At 40.5% G+C, this 18,202-nt stretch carries 10 protein-coding genes; 9 read left to right on the forward strand and 1 reads right to left on the reverse strand.

Annotated features, from left to right (window positions below):
• Positions 1-202 precede the first annotated feature (202 nt).
• The 4 genes from GTQ43_RS39570 (at position 203) to GTQ43_RS39585 (ending at position 2,472) form a co-directional block, all read left to right on the forward strand.
• The gene (locus GTQ43_RS39570) at positions 203-967 is read left to right on the forward strand and encodes a ParA family protein (RefSeq protein WP_190884200.1); all 765 of its coding nucleotides are present in this window, start codon (positions 203-205) and stop codon (positions 965-967) included.
• On the forward strand, positions 960-1,358 hold the full coding sequence (locus GTQ43_RS39575) for a hypothetical protein (RefSeq protein ID WP_265278098.1): 399 nt from the start codon (positions 960-962) through the stop codon (positions 1,356-1,358). The genes GTQ43_RS39570 and GTQ43_RS39575 overlap by 8 nt, the downstream gene beginning before the upstream one ends.
• 80 nt (positions 1,359-1,438) lie before the next feature.
• The gene (locus GTQ43_RS39580; RefSeq protein ID WP_265278099.1) at positions 1,439-1,933 is read left to right on the forward strand and encodes a DUF4365 domain-containing protein; all 495 of its coding nucleotides are present in this window, start codon (positions 1,439-1,441) and stop codon (positions 1,931-1,933) included.
• Positions 1,930-2,472 (forward strand): hypothetical protein, encoded by a 543-nt coding sequence (locus GTQ43_RS39585; RefSeq protein ID WP_265278100.1) that lies wholly within the window; start codon positions 1,930-1,932, stop codon positions 2,470-2,472. Before GTQ43_RS39580 ends, GTQ43_RS39585 begins: the two co-directional genes overlap by 4 nt.
• Before the next feature lie 30 nt (positions 2,473-2,502).
• Here the strand turns inward: GTQ43_RS39585 and GTQ43_RS39590 are convergent, their stop codons facing one another.
• Positions 2,503-3,495 carry a tyrosine-type recombinase/integrase gene (locus GTQ43_RS39590; protein ID WP_265278101.1) on the reverse strand — a complete coding sequence of 331 codons (993 nt, stop codon included), beginning with the start codon at positions 3,493-3,495 and terminating at the stop codon, positions 2,503-2,505.
• 389 nt (positions 3,496-3,884) lie between these two features.
• Here GTQ43_RS39590 and GTQ43_RS39595 point away from each other — a divergent pair, with 389 nt between their 5' ends.
• The 5 genes from GTQ43_RS39595 (at position 3,885) to GTQ43_RS39615 (ending at position 18,131) form a co-directional block, all read left to right on the forward strand.
• Positions 3,885-4,133: a hypothetical protein gene (locus GTQ43_RS39595; protein ID WP_265278102.1), complete on the forward strand. Its 249-nt coding sequence runs from the start codon at positions 3,885-3,887 to the stop codon at positions 4,131-4,133.
• A gap of 148 nt (positions 4,134-4,281) precedes the next feature.
• Positions 4,282-7,368, forward strand: a complete 3,087-nt coding sequence (locus tag GTQ43_RS39600; RefSeq protein ID WP_265278103.1) for a DEAD/DEAH box helicase — start codon at positions 4,282-4,284, stop codon at positions 7,366-7,368.
• A gap of 643 nt (positions 7,369-8,011) precedes the next feature.
• Positions 8,012-10,900 (forward strand): chromosome partitioning protein ParA, encoded by a 2,889-nt coding sequence (locus tag GTQ43_RS39605; RefSeq protein ID WP_265278104.1) that lies wholly within the window; start codon positions 8,012-8,014, stop codon positions 10,898-10,900.
• Positions 10,900-11,826 (forward strand): hypothetical protein, encoded by a 927-nt coding sequence (locus tag GTQ43_RS39610; RefSeq protein ID WP_265278105.1) that lies wholly within the window; start codon positions 10,900-10,902, stop codon positions 11,824-11,826. Before GTQ43_RS39605 ends, GTQ43_RS39610 begins: the two co-directional genes overlap by 1 nt.
• Positions 11,823-18,131, forward strand: a complete 6,309-nt coding sequence (locus GTQ43_RS39615; RefSeq protein ID WP_265278106.1) for a DEAD/DEAH box helicase — start codon at positions 11,823-11,825, stop codon at positions 18,129-18,131. The genes GTQ43_RS39610 and GTQ43_RS39615 overlap by 4 nt, the downstream gene beginning before the upstream one ends.
• The last annotated feature ends 71 nt before the right edge of the window (positions 18,132-18,202 follow it).

Here is an 18,202-nt window from a genome sequence, read left to right on the forward strand (position 1 = left end):
TGAGATCGCTTCTCCTGTCCAAAACTACCTTGCTAGTCTTCGGTACTTAAAGCCACCAATACACCTTGGTATCCAGAAGTCAAGATATCTAGATTTATAGATATCTTGATATTTAGGTATTTTTTTATATTGATATCTAAATATCTAGAGGTTTAGAGTTAATATATGTATGCTTGGCTATATCGAATTGGGGGTTTAACCCATGCGAACCTGCTCATGCATCTCACTCTCCGGTGGTCAGGGGAAAACAACCACTATCTTCTTTACCTCACTGCTACTAGCACGACTTGGCTTACGAGTGTTGACTATAGACGCAGATCCACAAGCAAATCTGACTTTTTATTTAAATCACGAGGTAGACCCAAACCAGCCCAGCTTATTTGAAGTGCTAACTGGGCAAGTGACAACAGAAGATGGTATTTACCCTACCACCCATGAAAATCTATTTCTTATCCCAGCGGATAGGGGACTGTTTAAGGTTTCAGATTTCCTCAGTAGCAGTGGTACGGGAGCATTTATCCTCAAACTACGCCTCAAATCTGTAGCCAATATCTTTGATTATGTCCTGATTGACGTGCAACCATCGCGCTCCCAACTGTGCCTAACAGCAGTGGGAACGTCTGATTATGTCATCATCCCCGTCGAAGCCAACGTTAAGGGAACCAACAGCTTAATTGATACCCTGAGCTTCTTAACAGAACAAGCCAACTTAATGGCATTTACAGGGAGAGTATTAGGGATAGTTCCTTTTCGAGATCGCTGGGTAGGAAACACCCAAACCTTAGAAGGTAGGCAAAATATTGAAGCGATGCGAGAGTTTGCTCTCGACATCCCAATTTTACCTTCTATCCGCGAGTCGGAGAAGTTTAAGAGTGCAATCCGACAAGGCAAGCTGTTGTCAGACCTGGGGCAATCCGACCTGCAATATCCGTTTGAGCAAATTATTGAGGCGTTAACTCATGAGTGATGCACTAGAGCGATTGAAGCAGCGGAGCCGTCCTTCTGTCAAAAGTCGAGATACTTCGCTAGATTCTGGAAGTCCAGATACCTCGATATCTAGGAACCAAGAAAGTGCGATACCTGAAATAACAGAAAATCAGGCTAATGTATCTAAACAGCCGTTGCAAACAAAGCAAAGTACGCTGCGGTTGGAGCAGGGAGTAAGCTCACGCCTACAAGAGGTGTGTCGGGAGAACGGCATTTGTCGAGAGGTTCTGATTGAAGCCATGTTTGAGTATTGTGAGGCAAATCCAGAATTTCTCAGTGCAGTGTTATCTGAAGCGATAACGAAGAATGATTACAGGCAACAAGTAGCAAATATGCGACGGGCGAAGTCGATGATGCAAAAGTTCTCTTAGCGCATTCTTATGAATTGCCATCAAGCTTTGAGTAATAATCGATGCTGTTGGCATTAGCTTGATTTGTAATTTGTAATTTAATGGATATTAACCAACAAAAAGAACAATTTAGCATCACCTATATTAGAGCCATCGCCGCCGTTGCAGGTTATTCTTTATATAGACCAGAAGTCGATAACGACAGCGTAGATTTAGGTATAGTCAGCAGGGGCGGTACAGGTAAAATTCTTTCCCCTAGACTAGAACTACAAGTAAAATGTACATCCAGAGATATTCTGGATGAAAACTATATTAAATATCCCCTCAATCTCAAAAACTATAATGATTTAAAAATCAATGCCCTTGTCCCTCGGATTTTAGTAGTCGTTTTAGTTCCAGAAAAGATAACAGACTGGTTAAAGCAAACCGAAGATGAACTTTGTATTAGACATTGTGGTTACTGGGTATCCTTGCGCGAAATGCCAGACACCGAAAATACAACCAATGTTACTATTGAAATACCCCGTAGTAATCAGTTGACACCCCTATCACTCCAATCCATCATTCAACGCATTAGTTTTGGAGATTTACCATGAAAGTTACTATCAAAGATAGTGAAAGACTCAAAACTGTTAACCCTGATGTTATCCAGGCGCACTTGCAAGCAACAGGTTGGCATGAAACCGGGCGTATTTATAATGATGCTGGGGCAATTTGGCGATTAAAAAAATCTGACGCTCCTGAATATGAAATATTGCTACCTCTCCAACATAGTTTAGGAGATTATGCTGAAAGAATCAGCGATATATTAAAAACATTAGAGACAGTAGAAAATCGTGACCAAGTTGAGATATTAAGCGAATTTATTACCAATTATTCCAATTTCACTGTGCAAGGCGTAATTATGCAAATTGCCACTCCATCAATTGATTCTCTGAGTGGAGAAATTACTTTACTAGGTGAAGTTTTTGATAAATTACGAGAAATAAAAACCGAACTAGCAGACCATGATTATATCTTAGCCATTAAAGCTTATCAGGAACGTTTACCAATTCGCTGCACAGGTGATTTAGTAAAAGTTGATAATCATTTTCTACTCGAAAATCCCCACAATTTGCTTCTTAATAATATCTAACTCCAGCAGATCAATATTTTGAGCTTTTTTCTAAATCAATTCTGATATTGAGTCGCTCATCTGCTTTTGTAAACGCTGGCGGTTATCATCATATTTCAAAACCGTCTGCACTTGGGCGTGTCTGCTGAATCGCTGAGTAGCACGGTAGTTCCCATTGTTCAGATCCAATACTGTAGTAATCGCACTGTGGCGGACACGATGCGGTGACATCTTCTTAGTAATTCCGGCTTGCTTGCATAGCCCATCCACCAGTCGCCTGATTGCCTCCCCGGTTAATCTCGCTCCATTCTTGTGGTATGCCAGCACCGTGAAAAGCGCTTCATTACTACGTTTCTTCTTACTTACCTTTATCCAACCGGAGATTGCGTCGGTGGTTCTTTCCGATAGGTCAAGAACTTCCTTCTGGCTACCCTTGCCTTTACCCAGGATTTCAAGAGTTTTTTCCTTGGCGTTAAAGTCACGCACATTCAAATTGACTATCTCCTGACGACGCAAGCCATTATCCCAAAGTAACCGCATAATGGCATAATCGCGCTTGCCCTTAAGGGTAATGCGGTCAACTAGCGCTATGACTTGGGCATAGTCCTCGGCTGGAATGCCCATTGTGTCACGGTAGGTTTCGACCTTTTCACCTTTGACATCATCTAAAGAGAAATTGCACACACCCAGCCGTCGCCCCATCTCAACCATTGACTTGATAGCACTAAGGCGACGATTCACTGTAGCTTCAGCCAGCTTTTTCTTGATGAGGTGTGCCTTGTACTTGAGAACCACAGCAACGGCATGACGTTGTTCCAGGTGAAGGAATTCCAAAACCAAATCCCGGCTGGGTTCTTTCTTAACGACAAACAGAAAAAAATCTTTCAGGTCTTTCTGGTATTCGCGCTTGGTGTTGGGCGATCGCTTGTCGCCAATCAACTGCCCTATTACATCGGGGTCATTCTCTAGGGAAAAATCTTCGCCGATCGCTAACGCAAGTGAGTTTTCTAGAACACTAAGATTTTCCGGGTGAATGGGGTTCATGGGTTTGTCAGCAGACCTTAAGGGGGAGCAGCATCGGTTTAATACTCTTGCTACATCTTAGTTGTAAAGAGCGTATTTTTTGCGCTAAGTGGTGCGAAAAGGGCTATTGTCGCACTATTGCTTGAAGCAGCTGGTGGTGGGGTTTGGGGAGTTATGATCAAAGAATTGACAAATAATTTGCACGATTACTAGAAAATTAATTCTTGTCATGTGTAAGCCCTGACTATTTGACTAAGTAATAATGCTCCTGTAGGCACACTTAATTCATCCGCCGATTTATCGGGTGCAAAAAATTGTACTGTTTGTAGTTAGACGAGTCTATTCTGGCTGAGATAGACAAAAATATAGACAGCAAGTTAGACGAACGCCTGGGGAGAGTTGAACGGCGGTTGCTAGAACAATTTAGACAAGATGATATCCAGCAACCGCCAGAAACATTAATGGAAATTAGCCCAGAGACTAGACCAGATGATAGACAAGAAACGACTCCACCAGATTATCAGACAATCCGTGATCGCATTCTTAAATCCCTGATCACAGGGCGTGGAAGGATCGCCACGTCAGCACCTCAATATAAAAGCGCGGTCAAGGCGTTAGACAGGTTTATCGCTGAAATACAGGGAGACGCAAAAACTTGAGTCAGCTAATTGGGGAATATCAAAATAGGTCTACCTATTCAGGTGTACCTGTTGACATACCGTATATCGATCAATTATATTAGATATACCTATGCAGGACTACCTAAAAAGGTATTACTAATTCCACAAAGAAATATAAAAGCTCATCATGTCTTATTACTTATTCGAGATTCCTTCCGTCAGTGGTCATCATGTAGATTTAGTTTTCGCAGACCCAGACAATCCAAACGCGCCTGCCTACTCTCACTACGCTTTTACGATTGGAACTACTGCTAATCCAAATGAGTTAACACAGCGTCGTGGTATTCCATTTACCAGCTTTCGCGACTGGGAAAAACTGTTCAAAAAATTTCCAGATGTTGAGCAAATGCTCGATAAAAAAAAGGCATACCTTCCTGGTCAAAGTGTACTTGAGGATGAGGACTTAAATCCAAGATTTCGTATCAATACAGCTATGCGGCTTGGTGCGTTAGAACTGCTTGCCAACATTTTTTCGGGTCGAATTACTGCTAGCGATAAAGATCCTTTCCCTCATCAGTTGGCGTTGCAACAGTATATGAATACTCATCAAATGCAAGTACAACGCCTACTCATTGCTGATGAGGTTGGACTTGGAAAAACGATCGAAGTTGGTTTGGTATTACGAGATTTGCTTGTTGTACAGGGTTATTCCAAGCCACTTCGCTGTCTTTACCTGACAAAAGGTGGGCTTTTAGATGATGTCAGGCTAAAGCTTGCGTCGGTTATTACCGGCGGAGATGGTGAAAGTATTGTTCAGGTTGAGAGATCCTTTGTTGATTATGGCGACCGTACTGATGGTATTCATATTGCCAGTATGGATGCAGCAAGACGCTATGTTAAGACAGCCCAGAAGAAGAAGTTATTTACAGGAGTTAAACCTGAAATTCTAATTATTGATGAAGCACATCACTGTGCAAGCGAAGATAACTTGACTAGCCCACAGCGTATTGGACTAAAAGCAACGACAAGAGCTTATGAGGCTGCTTATCAAATGATCACTGGAGAGTTTTGGCAGGATTCTGTTCCTCCAAAACTGGTAATTTTGATGAGTGCTACTCCATTTCGCTCTAAACCTCAATTTGTTAATCTATTGCGTCTTCTCACACATCAAACTTCAGGGATTGAGAACTCATACTCACCTAATATCACTAATGAAGAACTCATTCAAGCTTTGGGTTCTGATAACTCATCTGATAACTTACCTACTGCGGTAATTTGGCGACAACAAGATACTGTTCGTAGCTGGAGTGGGGAGCGTTTATTTCCGAAATTGACGATTGAACGCCCAGACCTCTATACCAGTGATCAATATCTGCAACTAATTAAAGATATTCGGGAAAAAGTCAAGGAGATTTGCAACACTAATGGTGAAAGGTTTGGTGGATTTGCCATTCGGCAACTGGAAACAAGATTAACTAGCAGCACAATTACTGGCGCAATGTGGCTGTTTCGCTGGTGTGTTAGACATCAGGAATGGAAAACTCAAGATGAATATAGACGAGATACATCTGAAAGTACAGAGAATCTTCGTAAGCTTATTAAAGGAATTTCTCAAAAGCTTGCTGCCTATGATGAAAGTATTAAATCTGGACACGTAGATGTTTCATTCCCTAGCGATAATTTTACTTTCAAGGCTGGTAAAATAGGACAACCACATACTCCTAAGAGAAAAAACACGATAACCGATATTTACGATCTCAGTAAAAAGCTCCGTGGAAGTGATGAAGAAGATAGCACTTTTATTGCTGACAGTAGCGAACTTTTAGAACTAACAGAACTTGCGCTGAAACTTCTCAATTTTGCAGATGCTCACGGTGAAACTGGAGTAGAAAATGCCAAGCTTACTTGGCTTAAGGATGTGCTTGAGAAGCATCCTGAATCAAAGTTTCTAATTTTTACAGAGAGCCTGCAAACTTGTGAAATTATTATTAAGGCTCTTCCACGAGACAGTGACAAGTTAACCGGTGATATGAGCCTTGCTCAGAGAGAGGAGGCTGTTGCTCGGCTACGTGGTGTGAGTGTAAAGAGTTCCCCTATAAGGGTTTTGGTGGCGACTTCAGCCGCAGATGAAGGTTTTGACTTTCAAGTTGCAAACCGCGTCATTCATTGGGATTTAAGTCCAAACCCAGCAGTGCTAATGCAACGAAACGGTCGGGTTGCCCGACTAGGACAAATTTCAGATGTCATTGCTTATTACTTAATTATTGCTGGTACGCATGAAGAAAGGAGAGAACGAGCGTTAGTTGATCGCTTTACCCAACTGGGGATTACAGACGAAAGAATGCGCCTCAAGATTCTTGGTTCCCTCAGCAAGGAAGAGGAAGATCAAATATTTCAGGATATTGAAGAAGGTGAATTTTCACTAATTGACGATATTCTAAAGCGAGCTGAATCTGACCAAAAAGACATGGAAGAAAAACTAAAAGAGCTTCAAACTCAAGTTAAACAGCAATGGGTGATTAGCCGACAAGAACTAGCAAAACGCCTAGAAATGTGGATGGAATTAGGTTTGCCCTCTGTCGATCAGAACTATAATTTAACTTTTAGCACTAATAAATGGAGCCGTCCTGTATTTCAAAATGAAGGTACAGTGATGCAAACTGCTCAGGCTAAGATCGCTGTCATTCAAGACAAAAAATTTACGTTTGATCCAGAGTTTAAAGTGTTTAGCCAACAGAAAGAAAATATCTTGCTTGCAGGTCTTTATCCCTGGCATGAGAAGGAATGGGAAGGAGTTGTGAAGCATCGACCCCTTCATAAGTCTGATCCAATTGGAGACCTTGCATGTTCCCTAGCTCGACAACGCAAAGCAGACTTTACAACAATCTCGGCAAGTCGGTTTTATAAACAATTTCCTAATCTACGAGACGTTCGCTACGTTCTATTTGTGACTCACCCTCTTCGTGAAGTAGAAAGTAATGTGTCAGCCAATTCATATTCTTACCTGACGTTTTATGCCTTCAACAGCGATTTATCTCAGCCCATAGAAGCCAAAGGTGCAATAGCGAAAGACGTTTATAATTTAATCTCTTTATTGGAGGATGATGCGCTGAAAATAGCTTCAATATCTCTTGATAATGATGTGTTTGAGGTGGCAAAAAAAGCAAGCCAAGAACTTGTGGAGTGGTTGAATAAATCAACACAACTTGGCGGTCTTACTAAAAAAGCCTATTTTCTGCCAATTCCAGTAGCACTCGTGGCCGTGCTTCCTTAAAAATGAGTTGGAAGAAATTGCTTTCTAGCCTCTATCTTAACAACTTCGAGTATCAGTAATATTCAGTCATAATGACCATGACGATACTTTCTTTATTTACAACCTAGCAGAATTAAATCAACCAAAATTGTCAATATGTTAATTACTATAAGGATTGAAAGAAGAGCTATACACTTATCAGATATACAACAAAGTTTGGCTACAGGTGCATATGCAAGAAACACAATGTAAACGCCTGGAAACCTATATATTTCGTGAGGTCATCGAGGGGGTTAACCCAGACTTATCAATCAGTCCGACAGCACGAACGCTACAACCCGCATTGTCTCGTTGGCTGATTAAACTTGCTTATGATTGTAGCGCTGTAACTGTTTACAGGTATGATCCGCTTTGGCTCCCGTTACAGTTACAAAACTTAAGGTGATATCAATATTGCTATCAAAATTGTCTGTACTTGCAGCTCTTGAGGTGAAAAAATCTGTAGGCTGGCGCTGTTCTAGATACGTCTTCAGGGTTTTATATTTTTTTGATGAATTTATATGCGTATATATTTTGTAGAGCTATAGTATTAATTATAACCAAGTACTGACTGTTTTGTGACACACGCAAACCATATCCCCAAACTAGGGGTGGCTCTACCTTTATGAAATCTCAAGATACAAAAAACTTATGGGAAGAACAAATATTACCATACTGGTCTCATCGCGATCGCCCAGCCGGACATAGATTTCTTGGTAGTATTCGTATTAAGCAAAAAGCTAGTGAGCAATTACTTGATATTGTCGGTCAAAACTTGCAGCAGTTAGACAGATTTAGCTATGATTCACTGCAAGATAGATTTTACGAATTAGAGCAAAACTGGCTAAAAATTCTTACTGTTGCTCTTTCAGAATATGCTTACTATTATTCCAGTGACAGATTTTGGCAAGGCTTTTGCGAACGGCTAAATATTAACCACAACCAAGGAGTAGAACATACCTTTCGTCGGGTTGTAGATGAAGGAATAAATCTGCTAGGTTTAGTGCGAGCTAAAGGTGGATATAAATATGTCTCAACCTTATGGCTACAAAGCGGTGTTCCAGAACAAAATCTGGTTCATTTCGCCCAGCTAGTTCAAGAAATTGCTGAGGAATACGGTTGGTGGGAATTAGCTCATACTTCAGATGAAGATTTATCACAATTACTATTGAGTATTTGTCAAGAAAAGCATCTGCAATGGTGTACATTAATTAATTTTCTTAAATCCAGCTATTCTGAAGATCCGGAAACTGAACCGATTTCTGGGCAACTATTGCAAGGTATCGCCATAGTTGCTCAAGAATTAGAACGTAAAAAAGCTTCTCCCCAAGCTTTAGAAGATGAAAAGCAGCGAGAAGAAATATTAGGTAATTATTACCTACCACACAATTTTTTCCTGCGGAACTGGAATGCTTTAACTCAAGTTTTAACACCCAGATCCGGCTCTAGTCAAAGTCGAGGTATTATAACTCGACGTAGTAAACCTCTATTGTTGAGTTTAGATATTGACGACTCGTTGAACACACAATTACTGCTACCAGAACAAGTTTTATGGAAGCCAGAATGGCGAAATCTTAGAGGAACCTATTGTCGGATTCCCCAAGCTAAATGGGAAGATACAATTCCCACGGCTGGAGATTTAATTATTCCAGAACTCATAATAGAGGTTAATCAAGCATCTGAAAACTGGAATTGTCAAATGCTTGACCATAATCGCCAGAACTTGCTTGAATGGCACTACAAAGGTATTAGCAGTGATCTTCCATGTTTAGTATTTGATGCCTTAACAGGAGAACATTTACCGCTCAACCTCTCTCAACCCGCAATTATTGCTGTTGATGAAGTGTTCTGCTTCACGCCTAAAGATATCCAACCAGAATTCGCTAACGGGATTGAGGTTTTAGATAGCTACATCCCTTCCAGTATACAGGGATGGCGAGGTCGGCTCATTAGGTTAACAACTCCAGAGTCTTCAATTGTATTAACGATACCTGAAACTAATCATTCCCAACTGATTATCTGGAAGTTGGTAAGGTCAGATGAACCAGTATTTACGGGTTTGAGATTAACAGGTAAGAATACTATTTATTTGGAACCTCCTACTTTCTGGTATCCACCTATTAATCAAACTTTAGATATTAATGTATTAGTTGAGAATATTACAGAGCGGTATATCGTTGCTCGCACAATTGAAAGTTTATCATCTAGTAATCGCTGGGTTGCCATTAAACTGACTCAGTGGATTACCGAACCCGGATGCTATGAAGCACGTTTCTGGTTTGACCAAAAGCGATGGTCATATCGATTTGAGGTGAAATCAAAATCTCAAATTTCTGGAATTACTCCATTAAATAAGCCACAAATTAGCAGTGATTCAGGATTTTCGGAAGCAGACTTACCTATCAAACATGATACTTCACACAAGTTTTGGGCAGAAGTTATCAAACTTGAAGGACTTTGGCCTTTAGAAGAAGTTATTTTATGTTTATCTAATGGTAATGAAAAGATACCATATCAATTACAAGCAGATGCATCAGGAAGTTTAAGAATTCATCTATCTACACTGTATGACTTACTTCCTAATTCCGACTTGTATGCCCTAGATTACCAGCGTTTGGGGCTAGAGCCACAACGACTAGTCCAAATGCAAACTTTACCTCAAGATGTAAATTGGACTTGGACAAGTCAAGCTATTCATTTGTCTGGACTTCTACTTGGTAAGCTATATTCCCTATCCTGCTGGAATTTGCTTCTACCAGATTTAGAGCCAGTAGAAATAAAAATACCTTTAATTGAACAGGGTACCACAACTACTGAAGTTACTCTGAATCTCCCACCTGGGATTTATCATATTCAGCTAGTTAGTTCTAGTTCTCAAGCATTACCCGAAAATTTAGGCTGGTGGTGTGGTAGTGGTCGATACGACCTACCTGAAGATATTGAGGGAGATGAAGCTAAAGAAAATTACTGCTATACGATTTTGGGAAATAGTGAGTCAAAAGAGTCATTTATAGCTGCTGTAAATCAACTGAAATTAGACTTTGACCGCCAACAGATAGAAGCGAGAATCTTTACCCTGGAAAATAACCAATATTATTTTCCAGCTTGGTTGAATCAAGATTCTCTACTTGGCAAAGTTAAAGGGCTTTTAGAGATTTTGAGCTTGCCAGTAGCTGCTCCTAAATTACCAATAAATGTATCAAATACAAGACCTCCTATAGAGCCGTCATTACCACTAGTAGGTGGTGGTAACTGGTACTTAGTCAGCGTTCGCTCTAAAAAGCGAGACTTATTTCTGAAGCATTTGGACATCGCTATTAAGCAAAATAACTTGCAGAAATTAATTTTTAAAATAAAAATACCGCAAGATTTAGTTTACAAAGATATGGTGTTACTGAATTTAAGTAACTTTAGAACGGCATATGATCACCTACAAAAAATTGAATGCTTCCAGAGTATGGAACGCAGGCCATTGCAGTTGGAACAAGTCAGTCGAATGTTAGGAAACCAGTGATGTTGTTTGACAAAATTACCCTCTTACTAAGCAATCATCGGCATCCTGCTAATCCGGCAATACCGACGACCTTGAGTAAACATCAGTTTATTACACTAATTCGCTCAAGTCTGTCACCAAATGAATCACAAGAGCAATTACAAACTCATATTCACGAGGCTTTGAGCGAGCTACAAGCACAAGGTGAAATTTATGCTGGAATGAGAAATCGTTACTCTATAACTCCTCCAACTATATTGGCTTTGGATCGAGATAACCTGATCGGGTTGCGATTCCGAGGCGATCGCGCTTATCTTCCCTTGGCGCATCAGGTGCTAAAAACAGAGCAAAGTCACGATGATTTATCCATTCGCCCAAAAATAGGAGGCTTTAATCAAATTAAAAACAGCCTCAACCAAGCAGGAATTCGCTTAGTGACTGTTGCTGATAGCGTTGAGTATTTGCCTCATCCTTGCCAACCGACTAAAGCAGTTTTGCGATCGCCTTGGCCGGATAATCCATTTTCGCTTAACAATTGGCAAGGTAAAGGCTCCATTCACCAATACATACCTCGTCGCGATACTCCTCAGAAAAATCGCTGGATACCCCTGAATTATCAACAATTAGAAGACAAATCACTGTTACAACTTCCTACTGATGAATATATCTGGTTTGAAGATCAAGCTTTTTATGAGTTAGAACCGGATACAGCAATGCTGACAATGTTTCATCAAGACAAAGAAACAGGATATCCCCTTAAAATTTACTGGGATAAACCCCAAAGTCGGCTCAATCTCCAAGGTACTAGCTTGCCAAGTGCTTATGCTCGATTGCTTTGGCGATTATCTGAACCCGATAGTGAGCAATACAGGACTCGTCTCATTCAATCCCTTAATCACCCCCTTGTCGAAACTATATTTCAGCGTTTAGGATGTTTTCTAGTATGACGAAAAACAGCAACTACCTCGACCCGATCGCAGCAGTCGAACAACCCCGCCAAGATTTTATTCGTTACCTGCTTACTGCTTACCCATTGCGTGACCCCCATCTACGCTACGGGTTAAAACAACAGCTAGAAATACCAGGGACAGTTTGGCAGCATCCTTATGTAGAAGGTTCTCAACCTTATCGACCTGCTGACAGTGTAAGTGCATTGGTCAATCAGGGTGTTTTGCATCCAGAAATGGCAAGAATGTTCATCCCTAGTCAACGTCTTCTTTACCAACACCAAGAAAAAGCTGTCAAGGTAGTCATTCAACAGCAACAAAATGTCGTTGTCGCCACTGGTACGGGGTCAGGGAAAACAGAGTGTTTCCTAATCCCAATGTTGGATATGCTGCTCAAAGAAGAAGCAAATTTATCCATACATGGGGTAAGAGCGTTGATTTTATACCCCATGAATGCCTTAGTCAATGACCAGGTTAAGCGCTTGCGGAAGTTACTTTGTCGCCAAGAAACGACAAAAATTAGATTTGGGTTTTACACCAGCCGAACTGAAACTGATAAACAAAAAGCTGAAGAGTCATTGGCAGAAGAGTTACAAGCCTATGAATCTTCAGAAGTTCGGGAGTTATTCACTGAAAGCGAAAAAGCTTCTTTTAATCTCAGCACTCGTGAAAGATTAATTGATAAAGCTATTGGAAAAATACTAGAAATTCAAGCCATTTCTCGACAAGATATTTGGGAGAAGCCACCTCATATATTAGTGACGAACTACTCTATGCTGGAGCATATGTTGATTCGCCCTAAAGAGCGAAAAGAGGTATTTAATGCTTCCGCATCAACATTTAAAATGTTAGTTGTAGACGAGGCTCATACTTATAATGGCTCTACTGGTAGCGAAGTTTCTATGTTGATAGAGCGGTTAAAAGTAGCAGTAAAGCAAGAAAAGACTGGTCAGATTCGCTGCATTGCTACCAGTGCTAGTTTAGGAAATGCCTCAGTTGATAACCAAGTATTAGAATTTGCCGAAAAGTTTTTTGGCGAATCCTTTAGTCAAGTGATTAGAGGCGATCGCGTCACTGCTACAGAACGATTAGGCGAACCATACGCATTACCATCGGAATTTACTAATGAAGAGATATTAGAATATTTAAGTATACTAGAATTGCCCAAGCTTGATGATGAGTTGAGTCTGTGGTTGGACAGACTCAGTGGTTTTATACCTACTGAACAATTACAAGCGGCAGAGACTCAAGCTGAAAGAAATGTCCAGAAATTTCTCTGGTACGCTCTTAAGCAACATCCAATAGTACACCGCCTGATTAATCTTCTGAGTCGCAAACCTCAGCCTTGGGAGCAAATTACTCAATCTACAGAACTTTGGGAAGTAAATTTACCGTTCAAGCCAGATGGCACTATTGATGACGCAGAGACAAAAATTGCTCTTGCTCGTCTGTTACAGTTAGGTGCTTTAGCTCGTGAGAGTACTGATGATTTGCCTTTACTGCCAGTTAGAATCCATCTCTTATTTCGGAGTTTAGAAGGACTGTATGCCTGCATCAATTCTGAATGTCCAGGTGCAGTCTCTGATCCAAATTATTTAGACAAGCCTCATCGATATGGTCGTCTTTACCTAAATGAAAAGAAAACTTGTGATGAATGTTGTTCACCTGTATTAGAGTTAGGCAGTTGTTATCAGTGCGGTCAAGCTTACGCTTTTACCCAGTTAAATAGCTCATCGGAATTAACATCACTACCCAGGTCAAATCAAGGCTTAAGAGAAAATAAAAAAATCTACACCCTAACTTGTGGAATCTTAGACAGCGTAACAGAAGAAGAGGAAAGTGGCGAAGAAGAACAAGAATCTTCAACACCTCCAGAAGCGAACACTTTTATAATTCGCCAGCGCGATGATTGGATTGGAATGCCTTCATCTGAAAAATTCGCTAATAAATCCTCTAATCCAGGTGAATTTTCTTTGGCATGGCATCCTCCAAAAGATGTAAAAGATTTGAATGGATGCTACCTCCCCAAATGTGCTGCTTGTGGAACAAGACCAATCCGTGCCCAAGCAATTAACCGTTTCGTAGCTTATACAGATGAACCTTTAGAGGCGATGGTTGATAGCCTTTTTGATCTGTTACCTGAATCCCAGGAAAGCCAGAGTAGTGCCTCAAAACGCAAACTATTAACATTTTCTGATGGTCGCCAAGACGCTGCATTTTTTGCCTCAGACTACCAGCGCAATCATACAGAAATAATTTATCGCCAAATGATTTGGCAGTCATTTCAAGACCTTAACCCTGATGATAGTGTTGTTTCTGTTACCCAACTTATTAATAAACTAAAACAGAAGTTCTTAGAAATATCTATTCCCCATCCCGACCGAGATTCCAGAAAAAATTACCTCAGCTATTATCATGAAGATGAAGAAAGTTTAGAAAATGCTAGGGATTGTCAAGATAGTTCTGAGGCTCGTGCTAAAGAGTTATTACTTCGGGAATTCGCCCTTCCTTTTAACCGTCGCTCTACATTAGAAGCCTATGCTTTATTTGCTTGTCATATTGAATTGAGGGATGAGCAGCTGATTGAATTGGTAGCTTGTGAATTTAGTATTTCAAATGCCGAAGCAAAAATATTTTTGACAGTTCTCACAGATATCATTCGCCGTACAGGAATTGTTAGCATTGATGGTGCATCGCGGTATTTTCCCGAAACTGGTGGGGTTGAAGGCGTTCGTCCAGAAATGGTAGATGTGCAAGGTAAATCTAAAAATTACCTGTTTTTGGAAAAATTACCTGATGAAGCTAAAAGATTTAAAGACTCACCCTCATTTTTACCAAAGTTTAAACAAACAAACAACGAAGTTAGTAAAGCACAAAATAGACTTGGTTGGTACTATCTCCAGCTATTTGATAAACAACTTCCCGGTAAAGATAAGTTTATCTGGCTGTTTAGGCAATTACAAGATTTTCGCTTGTTAGTTGCAGCTAAAAATGGACATCAGTTGAACTGGACAAAATTAAACATTATTAAAACTCAGCAAGACTGGTATCAATGCGAACGCTGCCAACAAATTATCCATGTTCCAGGTTTATCAGAGTTACAAAAATCCCAAACAACGCTGAATGTTTTTGTTTGTCCAGCTTTCAAATGTTCTGGTAAACTTCAGCCGTATAACCTGGAGAAAATTGAACGAGTAACAAACGAGCATTATCAACAGCATCTCATCACAAATCGCTTGCCCTTGCCATTGCGATCGCAAGAACATACAGCACAACTAGGAGTTGGTGAATTAGAAAAACGCGAAAACCGTTTTCGTCGTGGTCAAATTAATCTGCTCAGTTGCTCTACAACTCTAGAAATGGGTGTTGATATTGGCGAACTGCAAGCTGTAGTTTTACGCAACTTTCCACCCCATGTCAGCAACTACCAACAACGAGCAGGACGTGCCGGACGACGCACAGATGGAGTTGCTATTACTTTAATGTATGGGCAACGTCGCCCACACGACCGATTTTATTTCGAGCAACCTGAGCAGCTGATTGCTGGCAGTAATCAAATTCCTAAACTGGATGCTAACAACTTTCAAATTCAGCAGCGTCACATTCGTGCTGAGTTACTAGCTGAGTTTTTGAAGACTAAGGATAAGGATAAAGGAGCAGAAAAAGTAACAATAGCTGACTTTTTTAGTTTACCTCTGCAAAATTTTGGTTCTAAGCTAAATTTTACTCCACCACCCACAGCGATTGTTAGCGAATTGCAAGAGTGGTTGCATAGTGATAATGCCTATTCTATTGCTCAAGTATGGATAAATAAGCTAAAAATTTCTAGCACTCCTCTAAATATACTTAATCAATTTATTGAAGTAATCTTAGTTTTCCAGCAAGAAGAACTGGCAGATTGGAATGATTTGGTATCACCACTCAGAGATATTCGAGAAAGTATTGCTGCCGAAACTGACCGCCCAAAACGCAAGGGATTGGAGAAGCGGCGGGATGGTATTGAAGCTGAACTAGAAAAGATTGCCAAGCGCCGACTTCATGATGAATTAGTTCAGGCGAGTGTACTGCCCATATACGGCTTTCCAATTGATGTAGTTCGGTTACTTACAGGCGAAAGTAATGAATTTAAATCATCTCAAGGAAAACATAGACTAGAACGCGATCGCCGTCTTGCTCTTGGTGAATATGCACCCGGTCAAGATATTGTGGTAGATGACCGAGTTTATCAAAGTGTTGGTATTCTCAGACCCAGTGACTTAGAACAAAAATATTATTGGGTTTGCAAAAACTGTAATAATTTTGAAGCATCAAATCAAGAACCAATAATTGAAGAATGTTCTGTATGTGGATGGCAACCGTCCCCAGCTTCTGCTGCCAAAATGAAGCCTTACAAAGTTCCTAAAGCTTTCATTACAGACTGGTCAGTCACACCAAAAGTTACACCTTATACTAAACCACAACGCCAACCAACATCACAGGTATTTTTAGCAAAGCCTGGAGAGAATCAAGAACAATTAGAATCTAGCTTATACAAACTCACTGTTAGTAAAGGTGGAACTCTCTTTCTAGCAAATCAAGGAAGTTTGGGATATGGTAAAGGTTTTAATAAAGAGGGGTTTGCCATTTGTCAAAACTGTGGCAGAGACTTAAGTGAATTGGTACAAAAACAGCGTGATGCTAATAACGTTAAAGGTCGTAGTCAAAAACAAGCACCAAGTTCTAAACATCAACATCCAATTACTGGTAGAGATTGTTCAGGTAGTGGATATCCTCTAACTCATTTGGGGCATGAATTTCGCAGCGATTTGCTAAAAATTCAGTTTGAGCCAACCAAAAATCTTATACCTTTGTTTGGTGGAGTTGTTCACTATGGGGATAGTGCAATAGTTTCGTCTGTGGCAGATAATCCCAACCAAGAGACAGATGGGATAGGATTTTGGCTATCGCTAACTTATGCACTTTTAGCAGCAGCAGCACAAGTAATTGATGTGCCTCGTACAGAATTAGATGGTTTGTTTATACCGTTACAAAACCAATTAGCAGAGGTAGTTATCTATGACAACGTTCCAGGAGGAGCCGGGTATAGTAAGCGCATTGCTGATCGCTTTTTTGAAGTTTTAGAAAAAACCTGGGAAATTGCTACATCCTGTAGTTGTGATACTAGTTGCTATGACTGTTTGAGAACTTACTCTAATCAACCATTTCATGCTGAGTTAAACCGTAAATTAGTTGCAGAGTTTCTCAGAGATTTGGTTGTTAAACCAGATCCAGAACTGCAAAATTTTGCTCCCAATACTAGCCGAGTTAAATTGGCTCAAATGGCAGTTCGCTTACCTGCACTTTGCCGCATGGCTAGTGGAGTCAGTGCGATTTACTTACCGAATTTGATAGATTCATTGAATTTGAACAATGGTTCTCCCCTGGCTTGGTTAAAGCTGCTGAAAGATGCGGTTTACTCAATACAACGTAGCGAAATTCCACTGGAATTAATCTTAAATCAGTTGCCAAAACCTCATACTGCTTCTTCTGATTCTGAAAGAAACAATTTACAATTATTGCAAAAACACCTGCAACAGTGGATAGACCAAGGTCTGCTCAAGCTCTATGAAACACCTGTTAATGATGTGCCAATTCTGTGTCTAAGCACTCAGCAACAACATCGTATTGCTTTGCAACTGCACCGAAACTCAGATAATGAAATATGGGAATGGTTTGAAACCAGGAGTTTTGAAGGTGTAGAGACTGTTTTTCATCATCTGCAAAACTTGCGATCGCAAGCTCGGCTCGTTGAAGTTAGAGAACTGGAAGACCCCAACACTAAAGTTATCTTTCCAGATAGAAGCTGGAGTAACTTAACTGTACAGCAACTGCGACAAAGACTCGGAATAGACCGTGTTTTGTCGGGAAGTGGGAGTGTGAAGATAGTTTATCGCGATCGCTACCTGAATGAGAAAGGAGCCAAAATTCTTGCTCATCTCTTGCAAAGCGATGAACTCAATGCGAATTTCTCTGTCACAATTTGGGTTTTAGAAGATTCAAAAGGAGAGTCAGCATCCAAGAGAAAGGCTAATTTGGAAGCAGAACTTACTGAAATTAAAAGCATGGGAGTTTCCACAAATGTGAGTGTTCAACCCTGGCATCAACGCTCTTACTTCCCTCATGCACGCGAAATGGAAGTCCACACCTCAAATGGTCAGAGATACAAAATTATGTTTGATAAAGGGATGGACTTTTTAGAGCTAAGAACAACTGGACTTTATTCCGTAACAGAGCCGACCTATATCGTAATTAATAGGCAAAACTGACCGTCTTGTGGCGTAGACATTAGGGAGATGGTGAGACAGGAAGTGTCTGCGGCGATCACCTCTTTTCGGCA

It is taken from the genome of Nostoc sp. KVJ3 (assembly GCF_026127265.1).
Taxonomy (GTDB): domain Bacteria; phylum Cyanobacteriota; class Cyanobacteriia; order Cyanobacteriales; family Nostocaceae; genus Nostoc.

Bases quoted from the DNA above. Each gene is read 5' to 3' on its own strand.
- GTQ43_RS39570 (WP_190884200.1), top strand. From the start codon at position 203: ATGCGAACCTGCTCATGCATCTCACTCTCCGGTGGTCAGGGGAAAACA.
- GTQ43_RS39575 (WP_265278098.1), top strand. From the start codon at position 960: ATGAGTGATGCACTAGAGCGATTGAAGCAGCGGAGCCGTCCTTCTGTC.
- GTQ43_RS39580 (WP_265278099.1), top strand. From the start codon at position 1,439: ATGGATATTAACCAACAAAAAGAACAATTTAGCATCACCTATATTAGA.
- GTQ43_RS39585 (WP_265278100.1), top strand. From the start codon at position 1,930: ATGAAAGTTACTATCAAAGATAGTGAAAGACTCAAAACTGTTAACCCT.
- GTQ43_RS39590 (WP_265278101.1), bottom strand. From the start codon at position 3,495: ATGAACCCCATTCACCCGGAAAATCTTAGTGTTCTAGAAAACTCACTT.
- GTQ43_RS39600 (WP_265278103.1), top strand. From the start codon at position 4,282: ATGTCTTATTACTTATTCGAGATTCCTTCCGTCAGTGGTCATCATGTA.
- GTQ43_RS39605 (WP_265278104.1), top strand. From the start codon at position 8,012: ATGAAATCTCAAGATACAAAAAACTTATGGGAAGAACAAATATTACCA.
- GTQ43_RS39610 (WP_265278105.1), top strand. From the start codon at position 10,900: ATGTTGTTTGACAAAATTACCCTCTTACTAAGCAATCATCGGCATCCT.
- GTQ43_RS39615 (WP_265278106.1), top strand. From the start codon at position 11,823: ATGACGAAAAACAGCAACTACCTCGACCCGATCGCAGCAGTCGAACAA.